The organism is Nocardioides aequoreus, from assembly GCF_000720335.1.
In the GTDB taxonomy this organism is placed as follows: domain Bacteria; phylum Actinomycetota; class Actinomycetes; order Propionibacteriales; family Nocardioidaceae; genus Marmoricola; species Marmoricola aequoreus.
Genome location: NZ_JOJN01000019.1, coordinates 21,709 through 43,066, shown reverse-complemented (window position 1 = coordinate 43,066; position 21,358 = coordinate 21,709). Strand labels below are relative to the sequence as shown.

Below are 21,358 nucleotides of genomic sequence, written 5' to 3'. Positions count from 1 at the left end.
CGTCTTGACCCGGTCAGTCGACCGGGATGATCTCGATGGCGCTGACCTTCGCGTTCTCGATCCGCCGGATGAAGTCGATGGTCATCGACCCGTCCGTGACGGTGGTGTCGAACTGACGGACGATCGCGCGGTCGATGCCACCGGCCTGGGCCCAGATGTCGAAGTTGGAGAGCACGGTGGCGTTCTCCAGCCTGACGTCGAAGGTGCGCTGGTTGGCGGCGGTCTTGTTGAGCTCGGCGAAGTGCAGGCGCACCTGGTAGCGGCCGTTGGTCACGGGGACCGCGAAGCCGAAGGCGCGCTGCCCGACGGGGACGACGCCGGGGCCGTTCTGGCCGCCGGTCCACTCCGACTGGAAGATCGCGTTGCTCATGCCTGCCGGGACGCCGGTGATGGTGTCGGCCTCGCTGTAGGCGAAGCCGCCGGTGACCCGGCTGCTGCAGGCGGTGCCGGTGGCCGAGCAGGCGCTCCACGCGACGCCGCCTGCGGTGACCGCCGGCCCACCGGCGTTGATCCGGATCGTGGGCCGGGCCGTCGCGGGACGGGTGGCGTTGACCGTGGCCGACCTCGCCGACTCGTTGCCGGAGGCGTCGACCGCCGTCACCTGGTAGTACGACGCCGCGCCCGTGGCGGCCGTGGCGTCGGCGTACGACGTCGCGGCGACCGGGTTGGTGGTCAGCCTGGTGTAGCTGCCGCCCGCCGAGGTGGCGCGGTAGACGTGGTAGCCGACCAGGTCGGCAGCGGGGTTGGTCGCCCACGAGACGGTGTTGCCGGACGTGGCGCCGGTGGCACCGACCCCCGTGACGACCCCCGGTGCGACGGTGTCGACCGGGATGATCTCGATGGCGCTGACCTTGGCGTTCTCGATGCGACGGACGAAGTCGATGGTCATCGAGCCGTCGGTGACGGTGGCCGGGAACTGCCGGACGATCGCCCGGTCGATGCCGCCGGCCTGGGTCCAGATGTCGAAGTTGGAGAGCACGGTGGCGTTCTCCAGCCTGACGTCGAAGGTCCGGGTGTTGGCGGCGGTCTTGTTGAGCTCGGCGAAGTGCAGCCGGACCTGGTACTGACCGTTCTGCACCGGCACCGCGAACCCGAAGGCCCGGGCCCCGACCGCCACGGCGCCGGGGCCGTTCTGGCCGCCGGTCCACTCCGACTGGAAGATCGCGTTGCTCATGCCTGCCGGGACGCCGGTGATGGTGTCGGCCTCGCTGTGGGCGAAGCCGCCGGTGACCCGGTTGGCGCAGGCCGTGCCGGTCGCGGAGCAGGCGCTCCAGGCGACACCACCGGCCGTGATCGCACCGCCACCCGCGTTGATCCGGACCACGGGCTGCGTGGTGCCGGGTGCCCGCGGTGGTGGCGCGGTAGACGTGGTAGCCGGTGAGGCCGGTGGCGTTGGACGCCGTCCAGCCCAGGGCGATGCCGCTCTGCGAGCCGGTGGCCTGCAGCCCGGTGACCTGCGCCGGGGGCTGCGGGGCCGCCGGCCCGCGGTGGTGGCGCGGTAGACGTGGTAGCCGGTGAGGCCGGTGGCGTTGGACGCCGTCCAGCCCAGGGCGATGCCGCTCTGCGAGCCGGTGGCCTGGAGCCCGGTGACCGCCGCCGGCAGCGCCGCGGGACGGGTCGCGCTGGCCGTGGCCGAGCGCGGGCCCTCGCCCGCCGCGTTGACGGCGGTGACCTGGTAGAAGGACGCCGCTCCGGCCGGTGCGGTGGCGTCGTCGTACGACGCCGTCGCGACCGGGCTGGTGGTCAGCCGGGTGTAGGTGCCGCCCGCGGTGGTGGCGCGGTAGACGTGGTACCCGGTGAGGCCCGCGGCGTTGGACGCCGTCCAGCCCAGGGCGATGCCGCTCTGCGAGCCGGTGGCCTGCAGCCCGGTGACCTGCGCCGGCGGCTGGGCCGGACGCAGGGCGTCGGCGGCGACGGGGGCGGAGAGGTTGCCCGCCGTGTCGACCGTCCGCACCCGGTAGTAGGAGCGGACGCCCGCCGGTGCCGTGGTGTCGGGGTAGGTCGTCGCGCCGACGGCCGCGTCGTTGAGCTTGGTGAACTCGCCGTCGGCCGAGGTGGCGCGGTAGACGTGGTAGCCGGCGATGTCGTCGCCGACGACGGCCGGCCAGGTCAGCGAGACCCCGGTGGTGGCCGCGGTCGCGGTCAGCGACGCGGGTGCGGCGGGCGCCGTGGTGTCGGTCCCGGGCAGGATCTCGATCGCGCTGATCTTCGCGTTCTCGATGCGACGGATGAAGTCGATGGTCATCGACCCGTCGGTGACCGTGACCGGGAACTGGCGCACCACGGCCCGGTTGATGCCGCCGGCCTGGGTCCAGATGTCGAAGTTGGAGAGCACGGTGGCGTTCTCCAGCCTGACGTCGAAGGTGCGGGTGTTGGCGGCGGTCTTGTTGAGCTCGGCGAAGTGCAGGCGGACCTGGTACTGGCCGTTCTGCACCGGCACCGCGAACCCGAAGGCTCGGGCGCCGACCGCGACCGTGCCGGTGCCGGTGGCACCGCCGGTCCACTCGGACTGGAAGATCGCGTTGTTGGTGCCGGCCGGCAGAGCGGTGTTGGTGTCGGCCTCGCTGTAGGCGAAGCCGCCGCTCACCCAGCCGCTGCACGCGGTGGCGCTCGAGCAGGCCGACCAGGTGGTGCCGCCGACGGTCTGGGCCGTGCCACCGGTGTTGATGCGCACCGGCTGCTGCACCGGCACCGGACGGGTGCCGCTGACCACGCTCGACGGGGCCGAGACGTTGTCGGAGGTGTCGATGGCGACGACGCGGTAGAAGACCGCGGTGTTGGCCGGCGCCGTGGTGTCGACGTAGGTCGACGACACCAGCGGGGTGGTCGTCAGCTCGGTGAAGCTGCCGTCGGCGGTGGCCGAGCGGTAGACCCGGTAGCCGACCAGGTCGGTCGCGGTGGAGTCGGTCCAGTCGAGCGTGACCCCGGCCTGGGTGCCGTCGGCCGTGAGGCCGGTGGGCGCCGCGGGCGGCGTGCTGTCGACGGGGCAGGCGCCCTGGCAGAGCACCTCGATCGCGGAGATCGCCGGGTAGTCGGCGGTGGCCTTGAGGGCGAGCTCCAGGGAGCCGCCCTTGACGGTCACGTTGGTCAGCCCCAGCACCGTCGCGGTGTTGAGACCACCGGCGGCCGCGAAGATGTCGACGTTGCGACGCACGGTCTCGCCCTCGACGTCGATGTCGAAGAGGCGCTTGCCCGCGGTGTTGTTGGCCGCCGCCCGCTCCGCGAAGTGCAGCCGCAGGTCGACCTTGGTCGCGGCCCGGGTGGGCAGCGAGTAGGTCAGGTTGCGGGGCGTCACCGAGCCGGTGTTGCCCCGGTAGGTGGCGTACAGCGGGTCGTCGGTGGTGCCGGCGATCGCGTCGGCGCGGTTGCCCTCCGCGGGGGCGGTGGTGGGCGTGAAGCGCCCGGTGTCGGGTGCCCACACGTTGCCGGCGGTGTCGGTGTAGGTCGTCGACGAGCCGGTGTCGATGCGGAGCAGCGCCTCACGGGTGGCCGGCGCCCCACCGGTGGCGTTGCCGCCGACGATGCCGAAGGACTCGTAGCGGGCGACGAGCGGGTCGCCACCCTTGTGCGAGACCAGGATGCCGGCGTGCGAGCGGGCGTCGAAGAGCTTGCCCGCGAAGGTGGCGGGGGCCGTGAAGGCGGTCGGCAGGATGGTCCACGCGCCGCCGTTGGTGCGGTACGCCGCCCTGACGGTGCGCGCACCGGGGTCGGCGAGCAGCGCCAGGTCGACGCTCGTGACCGAGGCCGGGTTGGGGAGCAGCACCGGGGTGCCGACCGTGACGCCGGTGCCCGCCTGCTCGGCGTAGAACTCGACCGCCGGGCCGGTGGTGCCGCCCACCGTCTTCTGGATCACCGAGGCCTTGACGTAGTTGTCCTGGTCGTTGCCGAGCTGGATGCCCGCCTGCTCCGACCCGGCGTTGTACTGCGTCACCGGTCCGGCGATCCGAGCGGTCACGCTGAAGGGGTCGCCGGTGCCGTCGAAGGGCAGCCGCAGACCGTTGACCAGCGTGTTGTCGTTGCCGCCGTTGGTGCCCTCGGTGGCCGTGCCGCTGCTGGTCACCCGCAGCGACCCGCCCTCGCCGGTGACCAGGTCGAGCAGCAGCGGCTGGTAGGAGTCGCTGCCGGGGGCGACGTCACGCTCGTTGGGCTGCGTGGAGCGGAAGCCCGTGCCCTCGTTGTTGACGTCGACGAGGGTGCCGGCGACGGCGCTGTCGAACTCGAGCTGCAGCGACGACGCACCCGGCACCGGGGCCTGGGCACCCGGGTCGGCCGCGGTCTCCGGCTTGATGTTGGAGACGAGGTAGACGTTGTCGTTGTAGTCGTAGTTGATGCCGGCGTAGTCCATCGCCACCAGGTAGGTGTTGGCGATCACGGCACCGGAGCGGTCCTTGGCCGGCCACACCCGCAGGTGGTGGCCGCACTGCTCCACCGAGGGGCAGCCGTTGGTGACGTCGAGCTGGCGGTCGTTGCGGACCGGGTCGCTCCACTCGGGGTCGATCTTGAGGCCGAAGGCGCCGGCCGGGGTGAAGGTGCTCTGGCCGACGGTCCGGTTGGCGTCGTTCTTGCGCGGCAGGATCGACTGGCCGTCCTCGCCCACGTGGGTCAGCGCGGTGCTGGTGCTGGTGGAGCCCTTGGCGTGCCAGAAGAAGCTCGCCGTGTTGCCCTGCGTGTGGTACGCCGCCAGCTGGCGGACGGTGACCGGCGCGGCGGTGTTGGCCCGCAGCCAGTAGGGCGAGAGGATCTCGTCGCCGTTGGCCTTGATCAGGCCCTGCTGGTTCAGCGGCTGGCCGGGCGAGACGATCTGGGTGCCGTAGCCGAAGAGACGCGTGATCTCGATGAGGTCGGGCTCCTGGTTGCCCTCGGAGACGCTCTGCCAGAAGCCGGCGAGCTCCACGGGCACGGAGGGCTCGTCGACGTCGTCGCTCTTGACGTCGAGCGTGCCGGTCCACAGACCGCCGTTGGTGCCGATCGTCTGCGCGGTGAAGCGGACCTTCACGTCGAGCGAGCCGCCCGCGGGCACGAGGGCCGGCAGGGTCGGTGCGTCGACGACGGCGAAGGGACCGGTGACGTCGAGCCCCGTGACGTTGAGCCCGTCGGGCCCGGTGTTGGAGATGCGCAGGGTCGAGACGTCGTGGACCACGTTGGGCGAGGTCGTGCTGATGGTCTGGATCCGGTTCATCACCAGGCGGTCGTCGAAGGGCACGCCGTCCTGGTTGCTGACGGAGATGTCACCTCGGGCCGCCCCGCCCGTCACCACGCGGAAGGTGGTGAAGGCCGTGGTGGTGAAGAGGCCGGCGCCGTTCTGCGCCCGCGCCCGGACCGTGTGGGTGCCGGGCTCGGTCACCTTCACCGGTGCGGTGTAGGTGGTGAAGGGCGCGTTGTCGATGCTGATCGAGGTGATCGCGATCGAGCTCTCCGGGTCGCTGGCGCTGACCCTGACGGTCGCCTCGTCCTTGTAGGTGCCGGCAGCCGTCTGCAGCCCCGTCACCTCGGTGGAGACGACCGGCGCGGTGGTGTCGGTGCCGGTCAGCGGCCGCTCGATGTCGACGTACTGGATCTTGGTGTTGGTGCCGCCGACGGCGTCGAGGTCGAGCACGCCGTCGGTCACCTGCACGGTGGCGCTGCCGGTGGTCGACCGGGCGGCCGTGGTGGCGGCGAAGTTGGGGACCACGGTCTGGCCCTCGACGTTGATGCGGTGCACCGAGTCGAAGAAGTCGGGGTCGCCGACGCCGACGGTCACCTGGTAGGTGCCGTTGGGCAGGGTGTAGCGCCAGCCGGCGGGGCCGGCCGGGAGCTGCGCCGCGGTGGGCTGCATCAGCACCAGGGTGCTCTGGTTGAGGTTGGCGCCCGCCCGGTCGCGGGTCATCGCGACCATCGACTGCGGGGCGCCCGTGGCCTGGTTGACCCAGCCGGAGCCGCCGGTGGTGAAGGCGGCGCCGCTGTCGCGGGTGTAGCCGGCGGCCAGGCTCGACGTGGCGGGACCGAAGTCGATCTTCGCAACGGGCGTGGTGCCACCGGTGGACCCGGCGATCCGCACGTTGCTGATCTCGAAGACGTAGTCCTGGTAGTCGCCGTTGGTGGCGTCCTCGAAGCCGACGAGGTAGGTGTTCGGGATCAGCGTGCCCGCACGGTCCTTGGCCGGGTAGGTGCGCACGGCGTGTGCCACCCCGGTGTTGAGGGCCGACTGGGTGTAGCTCTTGCGGTTGAACGTCTTGGAGTCGACGTAGAGACCGAAGCTGGCGCCGGCGGGGTCGAAGCTGCTGGCACCGCCGGCGGCGATTGCCGGGTTCAGCGTCTGGTGCTGGCCGGTGTCGATCTTGGCGACCTCGCTGAGCTCCGGCGTGCTGCCGGTGGGCAGGTACCACCCGAAGGGCAGCTGCTCGTCGGGCGAGAAGCGGGCGACGGGCTTGATCGAGACCTCACCCGTGCCGGCCTTGGTGAAGAGCGGCGCGAGGACCTCGTCGCCCTCCATCTGCGAGCCGGTGGCGGGGTTGTCGTTGGTCAGACCGCTCCAGCCGACGTTGATGTTGCGGCCGAGGGTCTTGACCACGTCGGCCAGCGGGGGCTCGTTGCCGCCCTCGAGGCCGTTGAGCGACAGGCCGTGGAGCCCCAGGTCCAGCTGCGGGGTGTCGGCGTCGTCGGAGGTCACGCGCAGGACGGCGTCGCGGACGCCGACCGTGCTGGCGCCGGGCTTGAAGGCGACCTGGTAGGTGGCGGTGCCGCCGACCGGGAGCGTCGCCGGGCCGCCGCCCGCGAGGGTGAAGTCACCGGCGTGCGCACCGGTGAGGGCGACGCTGCTGATCTCGAGTGCGGTGGTGCCGTCGTTGGTGACCTCGACGCTCTGCGTCGCCGAGGTGGTGCCCTTGACGCCGGAGAAGACGAGCTCGGGCTTGCTGGCCGAGATGTCGCCGTTGCCGGAGGTCACCAGGGGCTGGACGTTGCGGACGACCATGACGGCGTCCTGGAAGTCCACGCCGGTGGGCACGTCCTCCGGGGCGACGATGTAGGAGTAGGGCTCGACCGTGCCGTCGGCGTTCTTGAGCGGGTAGACGCGGACCTTGTGGCCGTTGCCGGAGCTCCAGGAGAGGTTGCGCTCGTCCTGCTGGCTGGTGACCCGGTTGCTCAGGCCGTGCCAGGTGAAGTCGAGGCTGAAGGCGTCGGGCAGGTTGTCGACCGGCGAACCGGCGGCCGCGGTGCCGGTGAAGATGGGCAGCACCTTCTGGTTCTGCCCGTTGGGGCCCTGGCCGACGGTGGTGCGGTCGGTGGGCGACTCGGGGTCGTAGGCACCGACGGTGACGGTGTTGCCGTTGGGACCCGCGGGGCCGAAGAGCGAGAGCGCCTCGAAGCGGACGATGTTGTCGAAGGGGTCGGACCGGAAGGACTCGATCTCGACCTCGTCGCCGATGAGGGCGGACGTCACGGGCATGTCGTTGTTGGTCGGGTCGGGGTCACCCACGTCGACCGGGATCTGCAGGGTGTCGAGGATCCACTGCAGCGACGGCTCGTTGGAGCCGCCGGTGCCCAGGGTCCCCAGACCGCGCAGCGTGGTGGTGACGCTCGGCGTCGCCTGGCTGTCGGTGGTGACGGTGAGCGTGGCGCCACGGGGGCCGGCCACGGTCGGGTTGAAGGTGACCGGGATCGTCGCCGTGCCGCCGGCCGGGACCGCGCTGGTGGGCAGGGTGCCGGTGCGGGCGAAGAGGCCGGCGTCGGGCCCGGAGACGGTGGCGCCGGTGATGGTGAGGGGCGCGGTGCCGGTGTTGCGCACGACCACGTTCTGCGCCGCGCTCGCAGCGCCGCCCTGGACCTCGGTGAAGACCAGGCGCGAGGTGGCCTCGGCCCGACCGGCGGTCACGCCGCCGCGCGGCTTGAGCAGCTTGATGGCGGTGTTGGCGAAGTTGTTGGGCAGCTCGGCCACGTAGAGGTTGCCCGTGGTCGGGTCCTCCGCCACGTCGAGCGGCTGGGCGAAGCCGGTGAAGCCGGCGATGCCCGTCGTGGCGCCGGAGAGGCTGCCGTTGGCGCGCACGTCGAAGGTGACGAGCTCCTGGTTGGCGCTGTAGCGGACGACGACGAGCTTGCCCTTCAGCGCGCCGCCGAAGGCACCGGCGTTCTGGTACTCGATGGTGCCGTTGGCCGAGGCGTGCATGCCGGCGTCGTAGACGTTGGCCAGGTCGTAGTTCGGGTCGGCCTGCTGGCCGGCGGGGTAGGCGTTGACCTTGAAGAGCGGGTTGCCGGTGTAGCCCGTCGGGTTGCCGGCGTTGAGGATGTACTCGCAGCGCTCCGGGTTGGGGTGGCCGTAGTACTTGCCCTTCTTGACGTTGAACATGTAGTCGGTCTCGTCCTGACGGTTGTTGGTCAGGGCCGGGGCCGAGGGGCCGGTGTAGCCGCCGTCGGGACGGTTGGCGCAGGAGGCGGGCAGCGTCGTGGGCACGGCCGGGGTGTTGCCACCCGCGGCGGAGCCGTTGGTGCCGACGTAGAGGTTGCCGTTGCTGTGCCACACCAGGTCGTAGGCGTTGCGGATGCCGGTGGCGTAGAGCGTCAGCGGGGCGTTGGCGGCGTACGGGTTGTAGGAGCGGGCGTGGGGCCGGGTGCTGCTGGGCGCCTTCTCCATCTCGGGCGTGGAGGCGTCGACCGGCAGGTTGGCCGGCAGCTTGGCCGGGTCGAGCTCGAGCACGGCGGCCGAGAGCAGGTTCTCCGGGCGCTTCCAGGTGCCGTCGGTGGCGCCCATGGCGTTCATCGAGCCCTGCGGGGTGTAGAGCTTGCCGTTGTGGAAGGCCAGCGAGTTGGTCTCGTGGTCCTTGATCGAGCGCGGCAGGTTGATCACGACCTCCTGGTAGTTCTGGAGGTTCGCTCCCGTCAGCCTCGAGATGGCGCCCGTGCCGTTGGGCACGTCGGAGCCGAGGTAGGCGTAGTTGTCGGTGATCCAGAGGATCGGGTTGGTCGGCGTCGACGCGGGGTCGAAGGCCATGCCGATGACGGTGCGGTTGGGCGCACCCTCCCAGCCGGCCGCGGTGGCGTGGTTGCGCACCGTGTTGATCTCGAAGGCGTTGGTCAGGGTGCCGTCGGCGGCCACGTCGTAGCGGTAGATCTGGCCGAAGATGGTGCTCGCGTAGAGCTTGCCGTCGGGACCGAAGGCGAGCGAGGTGTAGGCCTTGCCCTTGGTCGCGCCCGACTCGCTGCGGTCGAAGGCCGCGGCGACGGTGCCGGGGTTGGTGGAGTCGGCCCGCGTGGTGAAGACCGAGGAGAAGGGCAGGAACTTGTTGCCGGCGGTGTCGGCCGCGGTCTCGAGCACGTCGAAGCGGTAGAGCGTGCTGGGCAGCAGCGCCTCGTCGGGGCGGAAGCTGACGGTGTCGCCGCCGCCGCTCGTCGCGCCCACGCCGGCCACGGGGGCGCCGTCGGAGACCCGGGTCAGGCGGACGCCGTTGACGACGGCGGTCGGGCTGACCGCACCGCCCGGCAGCTGGTTGCTGGCGGTGGGGGAGACGTTGGTGACCACGTCGGTGGCGCCGTTGAGCGGCAGCACGACCTCGCTGTAGGGGCGGCCGGCCTGGGCGACGCTGGCGATGTCGACGTAGGTGATCTTGGTGTTGGTGCCGCCGACCGGGCTCAGCGTGATGCGGCCGTCGGTGACGGCGACCGTGCGGGTGGCGGTGGCGTACTTGGTGCCGGAGCCCGGCGTGAAGGCGGCCACGGCGTTCTGGTTCTCGATGTTGACCCAGTTGTTGCTGTCGACGGCCGTGCCGGCGTCACCGACGTCGACCTTGACCGAGTAGAGGCCGTTGGGCACCGCCACCTCCCAGCTGCCGGAGGCGGTGACCGAGCCGGCCGCGGTGCCGACGTACTGCATGTGCATCGTCGTGGCGCGGCGCGCGTCGGGCTCGTTGGCCGACGGGCTCTCGGTGTTGCGGTTGCGGCCGTTGCCGACCAGCGAGACCGGCGTGGAGGTGTCGGGGCTGACCCAGCCGAAGGACAGACCCGTCCCCTGGTTGGCGCCGGTGCGGGCGCCGAAGGCCTGGCCGTAGTCGAGCAGGTAGCCCGACGCGGGGGTGGTGGTGGCGGTGCCGAAGTCGACCTTGAGCGTCACGTCGGTAGCGCCGGCCGAGGGGGTGGCGGACGCGACGCCCGAGGCCGGGCCGACGTTGCCCGCGTTGTCGACGGCCTGCACGGCGTAGGAGTACTGCGTGCCGTTGGCCAGGCCGGAGTCGGCGAAGGAGGTCCCGGTGACCAGGCTGGTGCTGATCCGCGTGGCTGCGCTCGGCACGACGGTCGAGCCCGCGGCGCGGTAGACGTGGTAGCCCGCGACGTCGGTGTCGCTCGGGGCGCTCCACGAGAGCGAGACCGTGGTGCTGCCCGCGGAGGCGAGCAGACCGGTGGCCGCGCCGGGGGCCGTGGTGTCGGGCGCGAGCGGGCCGGCGCTGGTGATCTTGACCCAGTTGATCTTGGTGTTGTTGCCGCCGATGGCGTCGAGCGTGAGTCGCCCGTCGGTCACGTCGACGACGGCGGTGCCGGTCTTGTACTCCGTGGCCGCGGTGGCCTGGAAGGCCGGCAGCACCGAGACGCCCTCGGCCCGGACCACGTGGAGGCTGTCGTAGCAGGGCGCGGCGCAGCCGGTCTTGGCGGCACCCGGCTGGTCGCCGGCGCTCACCTCGACCTCGTAGCGGCCGTTGTCGACGACGTGCTCCCAGGCGCCCGGTGTCAGGTCACCGTTGGTGGTGGGGGTCGGGACGATGTCGCCGTACTGCATGTGGATGACGCGGTTCTGCTCGGCGCTCACCGTGGTGCGGGTGCGGAGCCGGGTGTTGGCGGTCAGGTTGAGCGGGGTGTGGGTCTGGCTGGCGAGGCTCGCCTGGGTGACCCAGCCGCGACCGGTCGCCAGGCTGAAGGCGGAGCCGATGTCCTTGGTGAAGCCGGTGAGCACCGGCGCGGAGTCGGGCTGGAAGGCGTAGGCGAGCTCGATGCCGTCGGCCTCGACCGTCGCGGTGACGGAGTTGGACGGCGACGACGCGTTGCTCGAGGTGTCGAGCGCTCGCACCGTGTAGTAGCCGGTCGTGCCCCGCGGGCGGTCGGCGTCGACGAAGGTCGTCGCGGTGAGCGTGCCGGAGCTGATCTTGGTCGGCGTCCCGCCGGCGGTGTCGGCGCGGTAGACCTCGTAGCCGGCGACGTCGCCGGAGGTCGAGGCGGTCCAGGTCAGCGTGACGTCGTCGTCCTCGACCTCGGCCTGCAGCTGCGTGGGAGCAGCCGGCGGCGTGGTGTCGGGGGTCGGCAACGCGGTGGCGTTGGCCGACTGGGAGGCGGGGGACTCGTTGGGCGGCGTGGCGGCGTCCAGCGCGGTCACGACGTAGGTGTAGTCGGTGCCGACGATGACGTTGGCGTCGATGAAGGTGCGCGGCTGGTCGGCGCGGAAGGTGCCGAACTGCTCGAGGCCGAGCGGGAAGTTGGCGGTGCGGGCCCGGTAGATCCGGTAGCGCGCGACGTCGGAGCCCTCGGGAGCGGCGTCCCAGGTCACGGTGATGCGGTTGACGCCGGCGGTGGCCGTCACCCCGGTGGGCGCGGCGGGAGCGGTGGTGTCGACCGGGGTGGCGGAGACCTCGCTGGAGCGGGCGGACTCGTTGCCCGTCGTGTCGACGGCCGTGACGGTGTAGTGGTAGGCGGTGCCGTTGAGCGCGGTCGTGTCGACCAGCTCGGTGGCGCTCACGGGCGCGTCCCCGCTGATGAGCGCGCCGGGCTGGCCGGCGGCCGCCGAGCGGTAGACGCGGTAGCCCCGCAGGTCGAAGATCGCCGGGTCGGTGGCGGTCCAGCGGACGGTGACGCGGGCGTCGCCGGCCGTGGCGGTGACCCCGGCGGGCACCGGCGGAGGCGTGGTGTCGGCGTCGGCCACGGGCGTGGTGGAGACCTCGACGGAGGGCTCCGACTCGTTGCCGGCCCTGTCGACGGAGACGATCCGGTAGTAGAAGGTCTCGCCGTTGGTGACGTCGTCGTCGACGTAGGTCGGGTTGGCGCCCTGCTCGAGCTCGACGGTCGCCAAGGGCTCGCCGTCGGTGTCCACGCCGGCCGTGCTGCCGCGGAAGATCTTGAACGACGCGATGTCGAGGTTCTGCCCGGTGCCCCAGGTCAGCGTGACCTTGCCGTCGCCGGGAGCGGCGTTGGGGTTGGTGGGCTGCGAGGGCGCGGTGGTGTCGGCGGGCGTCGCGGAGACGGTGGCGTTCTCCGCCGAGCCGTTGTCGGACTCGTCGACCGCCACCACGCGGTAGAAGTACTCGGTGCCGTTGGTGACCGTGGTGTCGGTGTACGTCGCGGTCGGGTGGTCGACCTCCGCGAGCGGCGTGGTCATGGTGATGTCGGCCGAGGTGCCGCGGTAGACGAAGTACGTCGCCACGTCGTCGGAGGTGGAGGCGGTCCAGGTCAGCTCGACCAGGGCGTCGCCGGCCGTGGCTTCGAGCGCGGTGACGGGAGCGGGCGGCGTGCTGTCGCCGGGCTTGGCGCTGACGGTCGCCGAGGCGACGGACTCGTTGCCCTTGGCGTCGACCGCGGTCACGACGTAGGACCAGGTGTCACCGTTGGTGAGGCCGTCGTGGGTGAAGGTCCGCGCGGCCTGGGGGGTCGCCGGAGAGAGCCGGTTGGCGGCGGTCGTGGTGACGGTGTCGCCCTTGGCGCCGTAGACGCGGTAGCCGGCGAGGTCGGGCTCGGTGTTGGCGCTCCAGCTGAGCACGTTCTCCTCGTCGCCGGCCTCGGCCTCGAGGCCGGAAGGGGCGGCCGGGGAGTCGGAGTCGGCGACCTCGACGTCGATGAAGTTGATCTTGGTGTTGGTGCCGTCGCCGGCGTCGACGGTCAGCCTGCCGTCGTCGACCGTGACGATCACGGTGGCGGTCTCGAACTCGTCGGCGGCGGTGGCCTGGAAGGCCTCGATCGCCGGCTCGCCCTCGACGACGATGGAGTGCTGGCTGTCGTAGACGCTGTTGGCGCCGGGCCGGTCGCCGACGCTCACGGTGACCTCGTAGGTGCCGTCGGCGACGGCGGCCTCCCAGGCGCCCTCGGTGGGGATGCCGTCGAAGGGAGGCGTCACGTCCTGGCCCTGCATGTGCATCAGCCCGCGCTGGCGGATATCGACGTCGACTCCGTTGCGCACGGGGCGAAGTCGCCCGTTGCCGACCAGGTTCAGCGTCTCGTGGGTGCCGGGCTTGACCCAGCCGTAGCCACGGGTGTTGGTGAAGGCCTGGCCGTGGTCCTTGAGGAAGCCGGCGGCCGGCGTGGTGGCGGCGTCGGTGAAGTTGAGCCGGAAGGGCACGTCGAGCTCGTTGGCCTCGGCGACGTCCGGCGTGGCGGAGACGGCCGTCGAAGCGCCGGACCGCTCGCCACCGGCGCCGACCGCGACGACGACGTAGTGGTAGGTGGTCTCGTTGGTCACGGTGTTGTCGACGAAGGTCGAGGCCGAGACAGGGGTCTCGCCCGTGAGGGGCGTGCCAGTGGTGGCGACGTTGGCCGTGGTGCCGCGGTAGACGTGGTAGCCCTGCAGGCCGCTCTCGGCGTTGTCCGCCCAGTCGAGGGTGACCTCGCCGTCGCCGGCCGTGGCGGTGAGACCCGTGGGCGCGTCCGGGCGGGCCGAGGAGGTGACGGTGAGGTCGGTGAGCTTGGTGTTGGTGCCGCCGATGGCGTCGATCGTGAGGAAGCCGTCGGTGACGCGGACGTCGGAGAGCGTGACCGTCCGGAAGCGGGCGTCGCCGGTGAGCGCGACGCCCGGGTTGGCGCCGGTCACGGTCTGGTAGTAGCCCGCCGGAGTCAGGTCGGCGAAGGCGTCGACGTCCTCGACGTGGATCACGTGGCGCGTCGGGTCCTGGCCGGGCTCACGGTCGCCCACGGTGAGCTGCACATCGTAGCGGCCGTTGGCCACGGCGGCCTGCCAGGCGCCCTGCTGGTGGGTGCCGTTGGTCTGGTTGGCCCCGGTCGCGGGGTACTGCAGGTGCATCATCGAGCTCTTGAGCACGTCGGCCGTGGTGCCGCCCGTGCGGGTGCGGCCGTTGCCGACCAGGCTCACCGGGGTGTCGGTGCCCGGGCTGACCCAGCCGAAGCCGCGGGTGTTGCTGTAGCCCTGGCCGAAGTCGCCCACGTAGCCGCTGGCGGTGGCGCCGCCCCGGTCCTTGAAGTCGACCTTGAGCGGCAGCGACGGCCGCTGCGGGGTGACGTCGTCGGCGAGGGCGCGCACCACCGCGCCGCCGGCGGCGTCCTGCATCGTGTTGGGGGCGACGCTGTAGCTGTAGAGCACGCCCTTCTCGGCGCTGGTGTCGGTGAGCTCCGAGGTGGTGGGGCTGCCGACGAGGGTCAGCGGAGCCTGGCCGTTGGACGCGGGGAGCGTCTCGCTGCGCCAGACCCGGTAGCCGGAGGCTCCGTCGATGTCGTCCCAGTTGAGCGTGACCGCGTCGGTGGTCGCCTCGGCCTCCAAACCGGAGACCGCGACGGAGTCGATGGCGACGTAGGCGAGCTTGGTGTTGGTGCCGCCGACGGCGTCCAGGGTCAGCTTGCCGTCGGTGACGGTGGCCCAGCCGACCGCCTTGCGCATCCGGCTGTTCACGCAGTTGACGCCGAACGAGGCCACGTCGCTGCGCACCAGGTTGACGCCCTCGGCGTTGAGCGTGTGGCTCTCGGCGTCGCCGCCGCTGTTGGCGTCGCCGTAGCCGACCTCGACCCGGTACTGGCCGGCGGGCACGGCATACTCCCAGGCGCCCTTGGTCGCGTCGTTGGTCGCGTTGGTGACGGGGGCCTGCATGTGGATGAAGCTGCGCGCCTGAGCCGTCCCGGTGGCGCAGCTGCGGGTGCGGGTGTTGAGCGTCAGCGCGAGCGGCGTGTGCGCGCCCGACAGCGAGTCCTCGCGCACCCAGCCCATGCCGGTGGCCTCCGAGTAGGCCGCCCCCGAGTCCAGGGTCCATCCGGCGGCCGCCCCTCCTGCTGGAGCGAAGTCGATCCGCGCGCTCACCGCAGTCGGCGGCGGCACCGCCTGCACGGGCGCGGCGGCCTCGAAGGTGAGCGTGGCGACGGCGAGGACCAGCGACAGCGCGACGAGGAGCGCGCGCTTGATGGTCGGCGTCGGCCGGCTGTCGGCAACGGGTGCGTTCACGAGTGAGTCCCCCAAGGATCGTCGGACCACGCCTGGGCGATGCGGTCCGAGCGTGATCCTCGGCAGCAGCCCGTGACAGGCCCGTGAAAGTGGCGGTTCGCCGCCGTCGGCGTCGCTGACCGGGCTAGACCGTCGGTCGCCGGCTGGGACGGTCCGGTGGACGGATCGGAGGGCGATACGCATGCTGTCGGAGGCGCGACGACCGCGGGGGGACCGTCGCACACCACGGGGGGTGGTCGCAGTTGTCCGCTGCGCTGACGTTGCTGGGAGCTCTGACCTACCGGCACGCCGACGAGGCGGTCGCGGCCGCCGTCGTGGTGCCCACGACCAAGGCCCTCGACCTGTTGCGTCTGCTCGTTGGCGCCGGCCACGTCGCCCTCGGCGCCGGCCACTACATCGCGCTGCTGTGGCCCGAGGCCGACGCCGACCGCGGACGCATGAGCCTGCGCACCGCCCTCGCCCAGCTGCGCCGCGCCCTGGGCCCCGAGGTCGTGCAGCGCGACGGTGACCTGCTGCGGCTGGGCGACGTCGAGACCGACGTCGCGCGCCTGCGACGGGCGGGGAAGCAGGTCGAGCGACTACGGCGCGCCGGCGACGACGCGGGGGTGGTGGCAGCCGCGCTGGCCCTGGAGCGGGAGTGCGGTGCCGACCTGGTGGTCTCCCCGGGATCGTGCGAGGCGGTCTTCGCGCTGCGCGACGAGCTGCGCGCCGTGCGCGGCGACGCCCTGCTCGACGCCGCGACGTCAGCCCACCGCCTGGGCTGGGACCGCGAGTGTCTCGGCCTGGCGCAGAGGGCCGACTCGCTGCTGGGCAGCGAGACCTCGGCCCGGGCCTTGATGGTCGCGTGGGCGGCGCTGGGGGAGACCAGGCGGTCGATCGAGGTCTTCGAGCAGCTGCAGGCCACCCTGCTCGCCGCCTACGGTGTGCAGCCCTCGGCCGCCACCCGGGCGACCTACCTGCAGGTGGTCACCTCCGGGATCGACGTCACGCTGCGCTCGGCCGAGCACCACCGCGACGTGGTGGTCTCGCTGGCCGGCGACCTCGCCGAGCTGACGCGCGAGAGGGGCGGCGTCGTGTGGCTGCTCGGGGAGCCCGGATCGGGCCGAGGCGTCGTCGCGCGCGAGGCGGTGCGCCTGCTCGGGCGCACCGCCCCGGAGCGAGCGGCCCGGGTGCTGATCCTGCCCGAGGTGGTTGCGCTCGACGAGGCCGAGCGGGCACGGCTGCACGCCGAGGCCGAGGAGCACCACTCGGTGCTGGTCGTGCCCCTGCGGCAGCCCGCGCCTCCGCCGGCTGAGCAGGGCGAGATCGCGGTGCGGGTCGAGCCGCTGACGCGGCAGGAGTTCCACGACCTGCTCGCGCACCTGCTCCAGGAGCAGCCCTCCGAGCAGCTCGAGCAGCGGCTGTGGTCGACGACCGGTGGCCTCGCGGGGCTGACCACGCGCGCCGTCGGCACCCTCATCGAGGGCGGACGGGTCCGGTGGGGGCCCGGCACGGTCGGCATCGCCTGACCGGCCCCCGTCGCCCCGGGTCCATCTTGGGATCAGCCGAGGCGGTCGAGCACCTGGACCATGTCGTCCTCGGTGTCGTTGCCGAGCTTCTCGAAGACCAGCTTCATCACGGGCGTGGCCAGCTTGGCGACGCCGTGCATCTCCAGCTCGGCGTGGTAGGTGATCTCGCTGCCGGTCCCGTGCGGGACGACGGTGATGGTGTCGACGGCCGTGGCCTGCTCGTTCTCCCCTCGCAGCACGATGTGGTCGTCGGCGACCTCCTCGAGGGTGTAGACGAGCTCGGTCTCGTTGCCCGCGATCTTGGAGGTGTTGTGCCACTGGGTGCCCACGGTCACGGGGCCGCTGCCGATCTGGGTGCAGGAGACGGTGCCCGGGTCCCACTCCTCGGCGTGCGAGAAGTCCTTGAGGTAGTCGAGCACGGTGGCGGGGGGCGGGGTCACGGTGAAGGTGCGGCTGGTGGTGGTCATGCGGTGTGGGGTGCCCGACGCGGCCGGAAGCACGCGTCCCATCAGCGCCGCGCGCGATCCGCCGGGTGCTCGGCTCCGTGGTGCGGCGCCAGTGCCTCCAGCACGAGCTCGACCGGGTGCCAGGCCGAGCGCTCGGTGCCGTGGAAGATCTGCTCCCGGCAGGAGGTGCCGGTCGCGGCGACCACGGTGCGCGCGTCCTCGGCCAGCACCGCCGGGAAGAGCCGGTCGGCACCCACCTTCATCGACAGCTCGTAGTGCTCCGCCTCGTAGCCGAAGGAGCCGGCCATGCCGCAGCAGCCCGCGTCGAGCTCGACGACCTCGACCCCGGGGATCTGCCGCAGCAGCCGCATCGTCGCGACGGTGCCGACCTCGGCCTTCTGGTGGCAGTGCCCGTGGTACAGCACGCGCCGGCCGGCCAGCCACGAGTCGTCGGCCAGGCGCAGCCGGCCCTCGTCGATCGCCTCGGAGAGCAGCTCCTCGACCTGGCGCACCCGGCCGGAGACGTCGCGCACGTTGGGGTCGTCGGGAAGCATCGAGACGTGCTCGTCGCGCAGGGTGAAGAGGCAGGACGGCTCACAGCCCACGATCGGCGACCCGGGCGGCGTCCGCTCGGCCAGGTCGCGCGCCATGGTGCGGGCCTTCGAGGTCGCGTCGTCGACCAGCCCCTTCGACAGCGACGAGCGACCGCAGCAGCCGGTGCTCGCGAGCTCGACCTCCCACCCCGAGTGCTGCAGCAGCGTGATGGCCGCCTGCCCGATGTGGGGCTCGGTGTAGGAGGTGAAGGAGTCGGCCAGGAAGTTGACCGTGCCGACGCTGGCGCTCGCGGAGGCCGGGGCCTGGCGCCGAGCGAACCACCGCAGCAGGTTGGTCCGCTCGAAGTGCGGCAGCGGTCGCTGCCGCGCGATGCCGAGGGTCCGCTCCATCAGCCACCGCAGCACCGGCACCCGTCCGGGCAGGTTGGCCAGGGGGGCGAAGAAGGAGCCGAGCCTGTTGAGCGCCCGGATCGACCCGAAGACCCGTGACCGCAGCGGTACGCCGTGCAGGTCGTGGTGGTGCGAGAGGGCCTCGCTCTTGAGCTTGGCCATGTCGACGCCCAGCGGGCACTCGGACTTGCAGGCCTTGCACATCAGGCAGAGGTCGAGGATCTCGTGCAGCCGCTCGTCGCCCAGCGCCGCCGCCGGGTCGGGCTCCGAGAGGGCCTTGACCAGCGCGTTGGCGCGGCCGCGGGTCGCGTGCTCCTCCTCCCGGGTCGCGATGTACGACGGGCACATCGCGCCGGTGGTCGTCTTGCGGCACAGCCCGATGTTCATGCACCGGTCGGCCGCGCCCCGCATGCCGCCGACCACGTCGAAGTCGAGGCGGGTGCGGAAGTCGGGGGCGGGCGGCAGCGCCGCGTCGCGCAGGTGCTCGGTCATGGCCGGGGCGTCGACGATCTTGCCGGGGTTGAGGATGCCGGCCGGGTCGAAGAGCCGCTTGACCTCGCGCATCGCCTCGTAGAGGTCGTCGCCGAAGATCTCGCGGTTGAACTCGCTGCGCGCCAGGCCGTCGCCGTGCTCGCTGGAGTTGACGCCGCCGAACTCGCGCACCAGGTCCTTGACCTCCTCGGCCACCCGGCGCATCCGCAGCACCTCGTCGGGCCGGGAGAGGTCGACGAAGGGACGGATGTGCAGGCAGCCCACCGAGCAGTGGCCGTAGAAGCCGGCCCGCATCTCGTGGGCGTCGAGGATCTCGGCGAAGCGCGCGGTGTACGCCGCCAGCCGCTCGGGCGGCACCGCGGTGTCCTCCACGAAGGCGAGCGGGCGGTTGGTGCCCTCGCTGGCCGCCATCAGCAGCCCGAGGCTCGACTTGCGGACCTTGAGCAGCGCGGCCTGCTGGGCCGCGGTGACCAGACGGAGCGTGTGGTAGCCGTGGCCGGCCGCCTCCCACGTCGCGATCAGGTGGTCGAGCCGTCCGAGGACCTGCTCCTCGTCGTCGCCGGTGAAGGAGACGAAGAGCAGCGCGGCGGGATCGCCCACGAGGCTGGAGCCGAGGTCGGCGTACTCGATCTTCTGCCGCGAGAGGTCGAGGATCGTCTTGTCCATCAGCTCGACCTGGGCGGGCTCGCAGTCGAGCGCGCTCGTCGTGGCCTCGATCGCGCGCTGGGTGGTGTCGAAGTGGCCGACGGCGTACACGGTGTGGCGAGGCTTGGGCACCAGGTCGACCTCGGCGACGGTCGTGACGGCCAGCGTGCCCTCGCAGCCGACGACGAAGGTCGCGAGGTCGAAGTCGGTGGTGGGGTCGGCCAGCCGGTCGAGCCGGTAGCCGCAGGCGCGGCGCCAGAAGGGCGGCATGCCCTCGGCGATGGCGTCGGCGTTGCGCTCCACGATGCCGGGGAGCTCGCGGTAGAGCGCTCCCTCCAGCGTCTCCTGGGCGGCCCGGGAGGTGACCTCGTCGGCGGGCACGGGCTCGAAGCGGGCGGTCGAGCCGTCGGCGAGCACCACCTCGAGGGCGCGCACGTGGTCGATGGTCATGCCGAAGCGCAGCGACCCGCTGCCGGCGGAGTTGTTGCCGATCATCCCGCCGATGGTCGCCCGGTTGCTGGTCGAGGTGTCGGGGCCGAACATCAGGCCGAAGGGTGCCGCCGCGCGGTTGAGGTCGTCCTGCACCACACCGACCTCGACGCGCGCCGTGCGGGCCTCGGGGTCGAGGTCGAGGATCCGGCTCATGTGGCGGGACATGTCGAGCACCAGGCCAGCGCCCACCGTCTGCCCCGCGAGGCTGGTCCCGGCGCCGCGGGGCGTGACGTGCACGCCGTACTGCGCCGCGACGCGCACCGCGGCGGCGACGTCGTCGGCGTCGCGCGGGTAGACCACGCCGAGCGGGCGGATGGAGTACATGCTCGCGTCGCGCGAGAAGAGGTGGCGGCTGTAGTCGTCGAAGGCCACCTCGCCCGCGACCGCCGCCTCGAGGGCGGCGAGCAGGCCGTCGGGTGCGTCGTCGTGCGTGCCGGTGGGCTTCTCGGTCGTGGTGGTCATGTGCTTCCTGCTCAGCCCCGCTCGAGGACGTCGAGGGCGGCCTGCAGGCCTTCGGGCTTCACCGGCACCCCCGCGAGGCCGAGGCCGAGCTGGACGCCGCCGAGCGTCCCGATCAGCGAGAGGTCCTCGAAGTGGCCCAGGTGGCCGATCCGGAAGATCTTGCCCGCGAGCTTGCCCAGCCCCGCACCGAGCGACATGTCGAAGCGCTCCAGGATCGTGGCGCGGACGGCGTCGGCGTCGACGCCGTCGGGCACGACGACCGCCGTGAGCGAGCCGGAGTGCTCACGCTCGTCGAGGCAGAGCACCTCCAGCCCCCACGCCTCGACGGCCGCGCGGGTCGCGCGCGACCAGCGCTGGTGACGGGCGAAGACCTGCTCCATGCCCTCCTCAGCGAGCATGTCGAGCGCGACCTCGAGGCCGTAGAGCAGGTTGGTGGCCGGGGTGTAGGGCCACATGCCGCGCGTGTTGGCCTCCAGGATGGGCTTCCAGTCCCAGAAGGAGCGCGGCAGGTCGGCCGTCTCGTAGGCCGCCAGAGCCTTGTCGCTCACGGCGTTGAAGCTCAGGCCCGGCGGCAGCATCAGGCCCTTCTGCGAGCCGGCGACGGTGACGTCGACACCCCACTCGTCGTGGCGGTAGTCGATCGAGCCGAGCGAGGAGATGGTGTCGACCAGCAGCAGCGCCGGGTGCTCGGCGGCGTCCAGGGCGGCACGCACGTCGGCGATCCGGCTGGTCACGCCCGTCGAGGTCTCGTTGTGCACGCAGCAGACCGCCGCGATCTCGTGGCCGGTGTCGGCCGCCAGCCGCTCGGCGAGCACGGCGGTGTCGACACCGTGGCGCCAGTCGCCCGGCACCAGGTCGACCTCGAGACCGAGCTCGAGGGCCATCTTCTGCCACAGGGTCGCGAAGTGCCCGGTCTCGAAGGCGAGCACCTTCTGGCCGCGGCTCAGCGTGTTGACCAGCGCCGCCTCCCACGCGCCGGTGCCGGAGGCGGGGTAGATGACGACGGGGTTGGTGGTGCCGAAGACGGGCTTGATCTTCTCCAGCAGCCGGGTGCCCAGGGCCGCGAACTCCGGTCCGCGGTGGTCGATGGTGGGCGCTGCGATCGCGCGCAGCACCTGCTCGGGGCAATTCGTGGGGCCCGGGATCTGCAGGAAGTGACGACCCATGAGTGCTTCTCCTCCCCGGAGGCCTGAGGCACCCCGAGTTCCGCTTCGTGGAAGTTGGTTATCGCGCTACGGACGTTACGTGCGCCACACGACATGC

General features: G+C 72.1%; 5 protein-coding genes. 1 reads left to right on the top strand and 4 read right to left on the bottom strand.

The window, feature by feature from the left end; genetic code table 11:
* Positions 1 to 13: 13 nt before the first annotated feature.
* Positions 14 to 15,106, bottom strand: a complete 15,093-nt coding sequence (locus IG63_RS23885) for a malectin domain-containing carbohydrate-binding protein (RefSeq protein ID WP_036196277.1) — start codon at positions 15,104 to 15,106, stop codon at positions 14 to 16.
* A 242-nt stretch (positions 15,107 to 15,348) separates the two neighbouring features.
* Here IG63_RS23885 and IG63_RS0119385 point away from each other — a divergent pair, with 242 nt between their 5' ends.
* Positions 15,349 to 16,614: an AfsR/SARP family transcriptional regulator gene (locus IG63_RS0119385; protein ID WP_157210308.1), complete on the top strand. Its 1,266-nt coding sequence runs from the start codon at positions 15,349 to 15,351 to the stop codon at positions 16,612 to 16,614.
* A 32-nt stretch (positions 16,615 to 16,646) separates the two neighbouring features.
* Here IG63_RS0119385 and IG63_RS0119380 read toward each other — a convergent pair whose 3' ends face one another.
* From IG63_RS0119380 to IG63_RS0119370, 3 genes are read right to left on the bottom strand one after another with little or no spacing between them, the layout of a single operon-like run.
* Positions 16,647 to 17,081 (bottom strand): SRPBCC family protein, encoded by a 435-nt coding sequence (locus IG63_RS0119380; RefSeq protein ID WP_030485991.1) that lies wholly within the window; start codon positions 17,079 to 17,081, stop codon positions 16,647 to 16,649.
* Between the two features lie 41 nt (positions 17,082 to 17,122).
* Positions 17,123 to 20,095, bottom strand: a complete 2,973-nt coding sequence (locus IG63_RS0119375) for an FAD-binding and (Fe-S)-binding domain-containing protein (protein WP_051707287.1) — start codon at positions 20,093 to 20,095, stop codon at positions 17,123 to 17,125.
* An 11-nt stretch (positions 20,096 to 20,106) separates the two neighbouring features.
* Positions 20,107 to 21,261: a pyridoxal-phosphate-dependent aminotransferase family protein gene (locus IG63_RS0119370; protein ID WP_030485989.1), complete on the bottom strand. Its 1,155-nt coding sequence runs from the start codon at positions 21,259 to 21,261 to the stop codon at positions 20,107 to 20,109.
* Between the last annotated feature and the right edge of the window lie 97 nt (positions 21,262 to 21,358).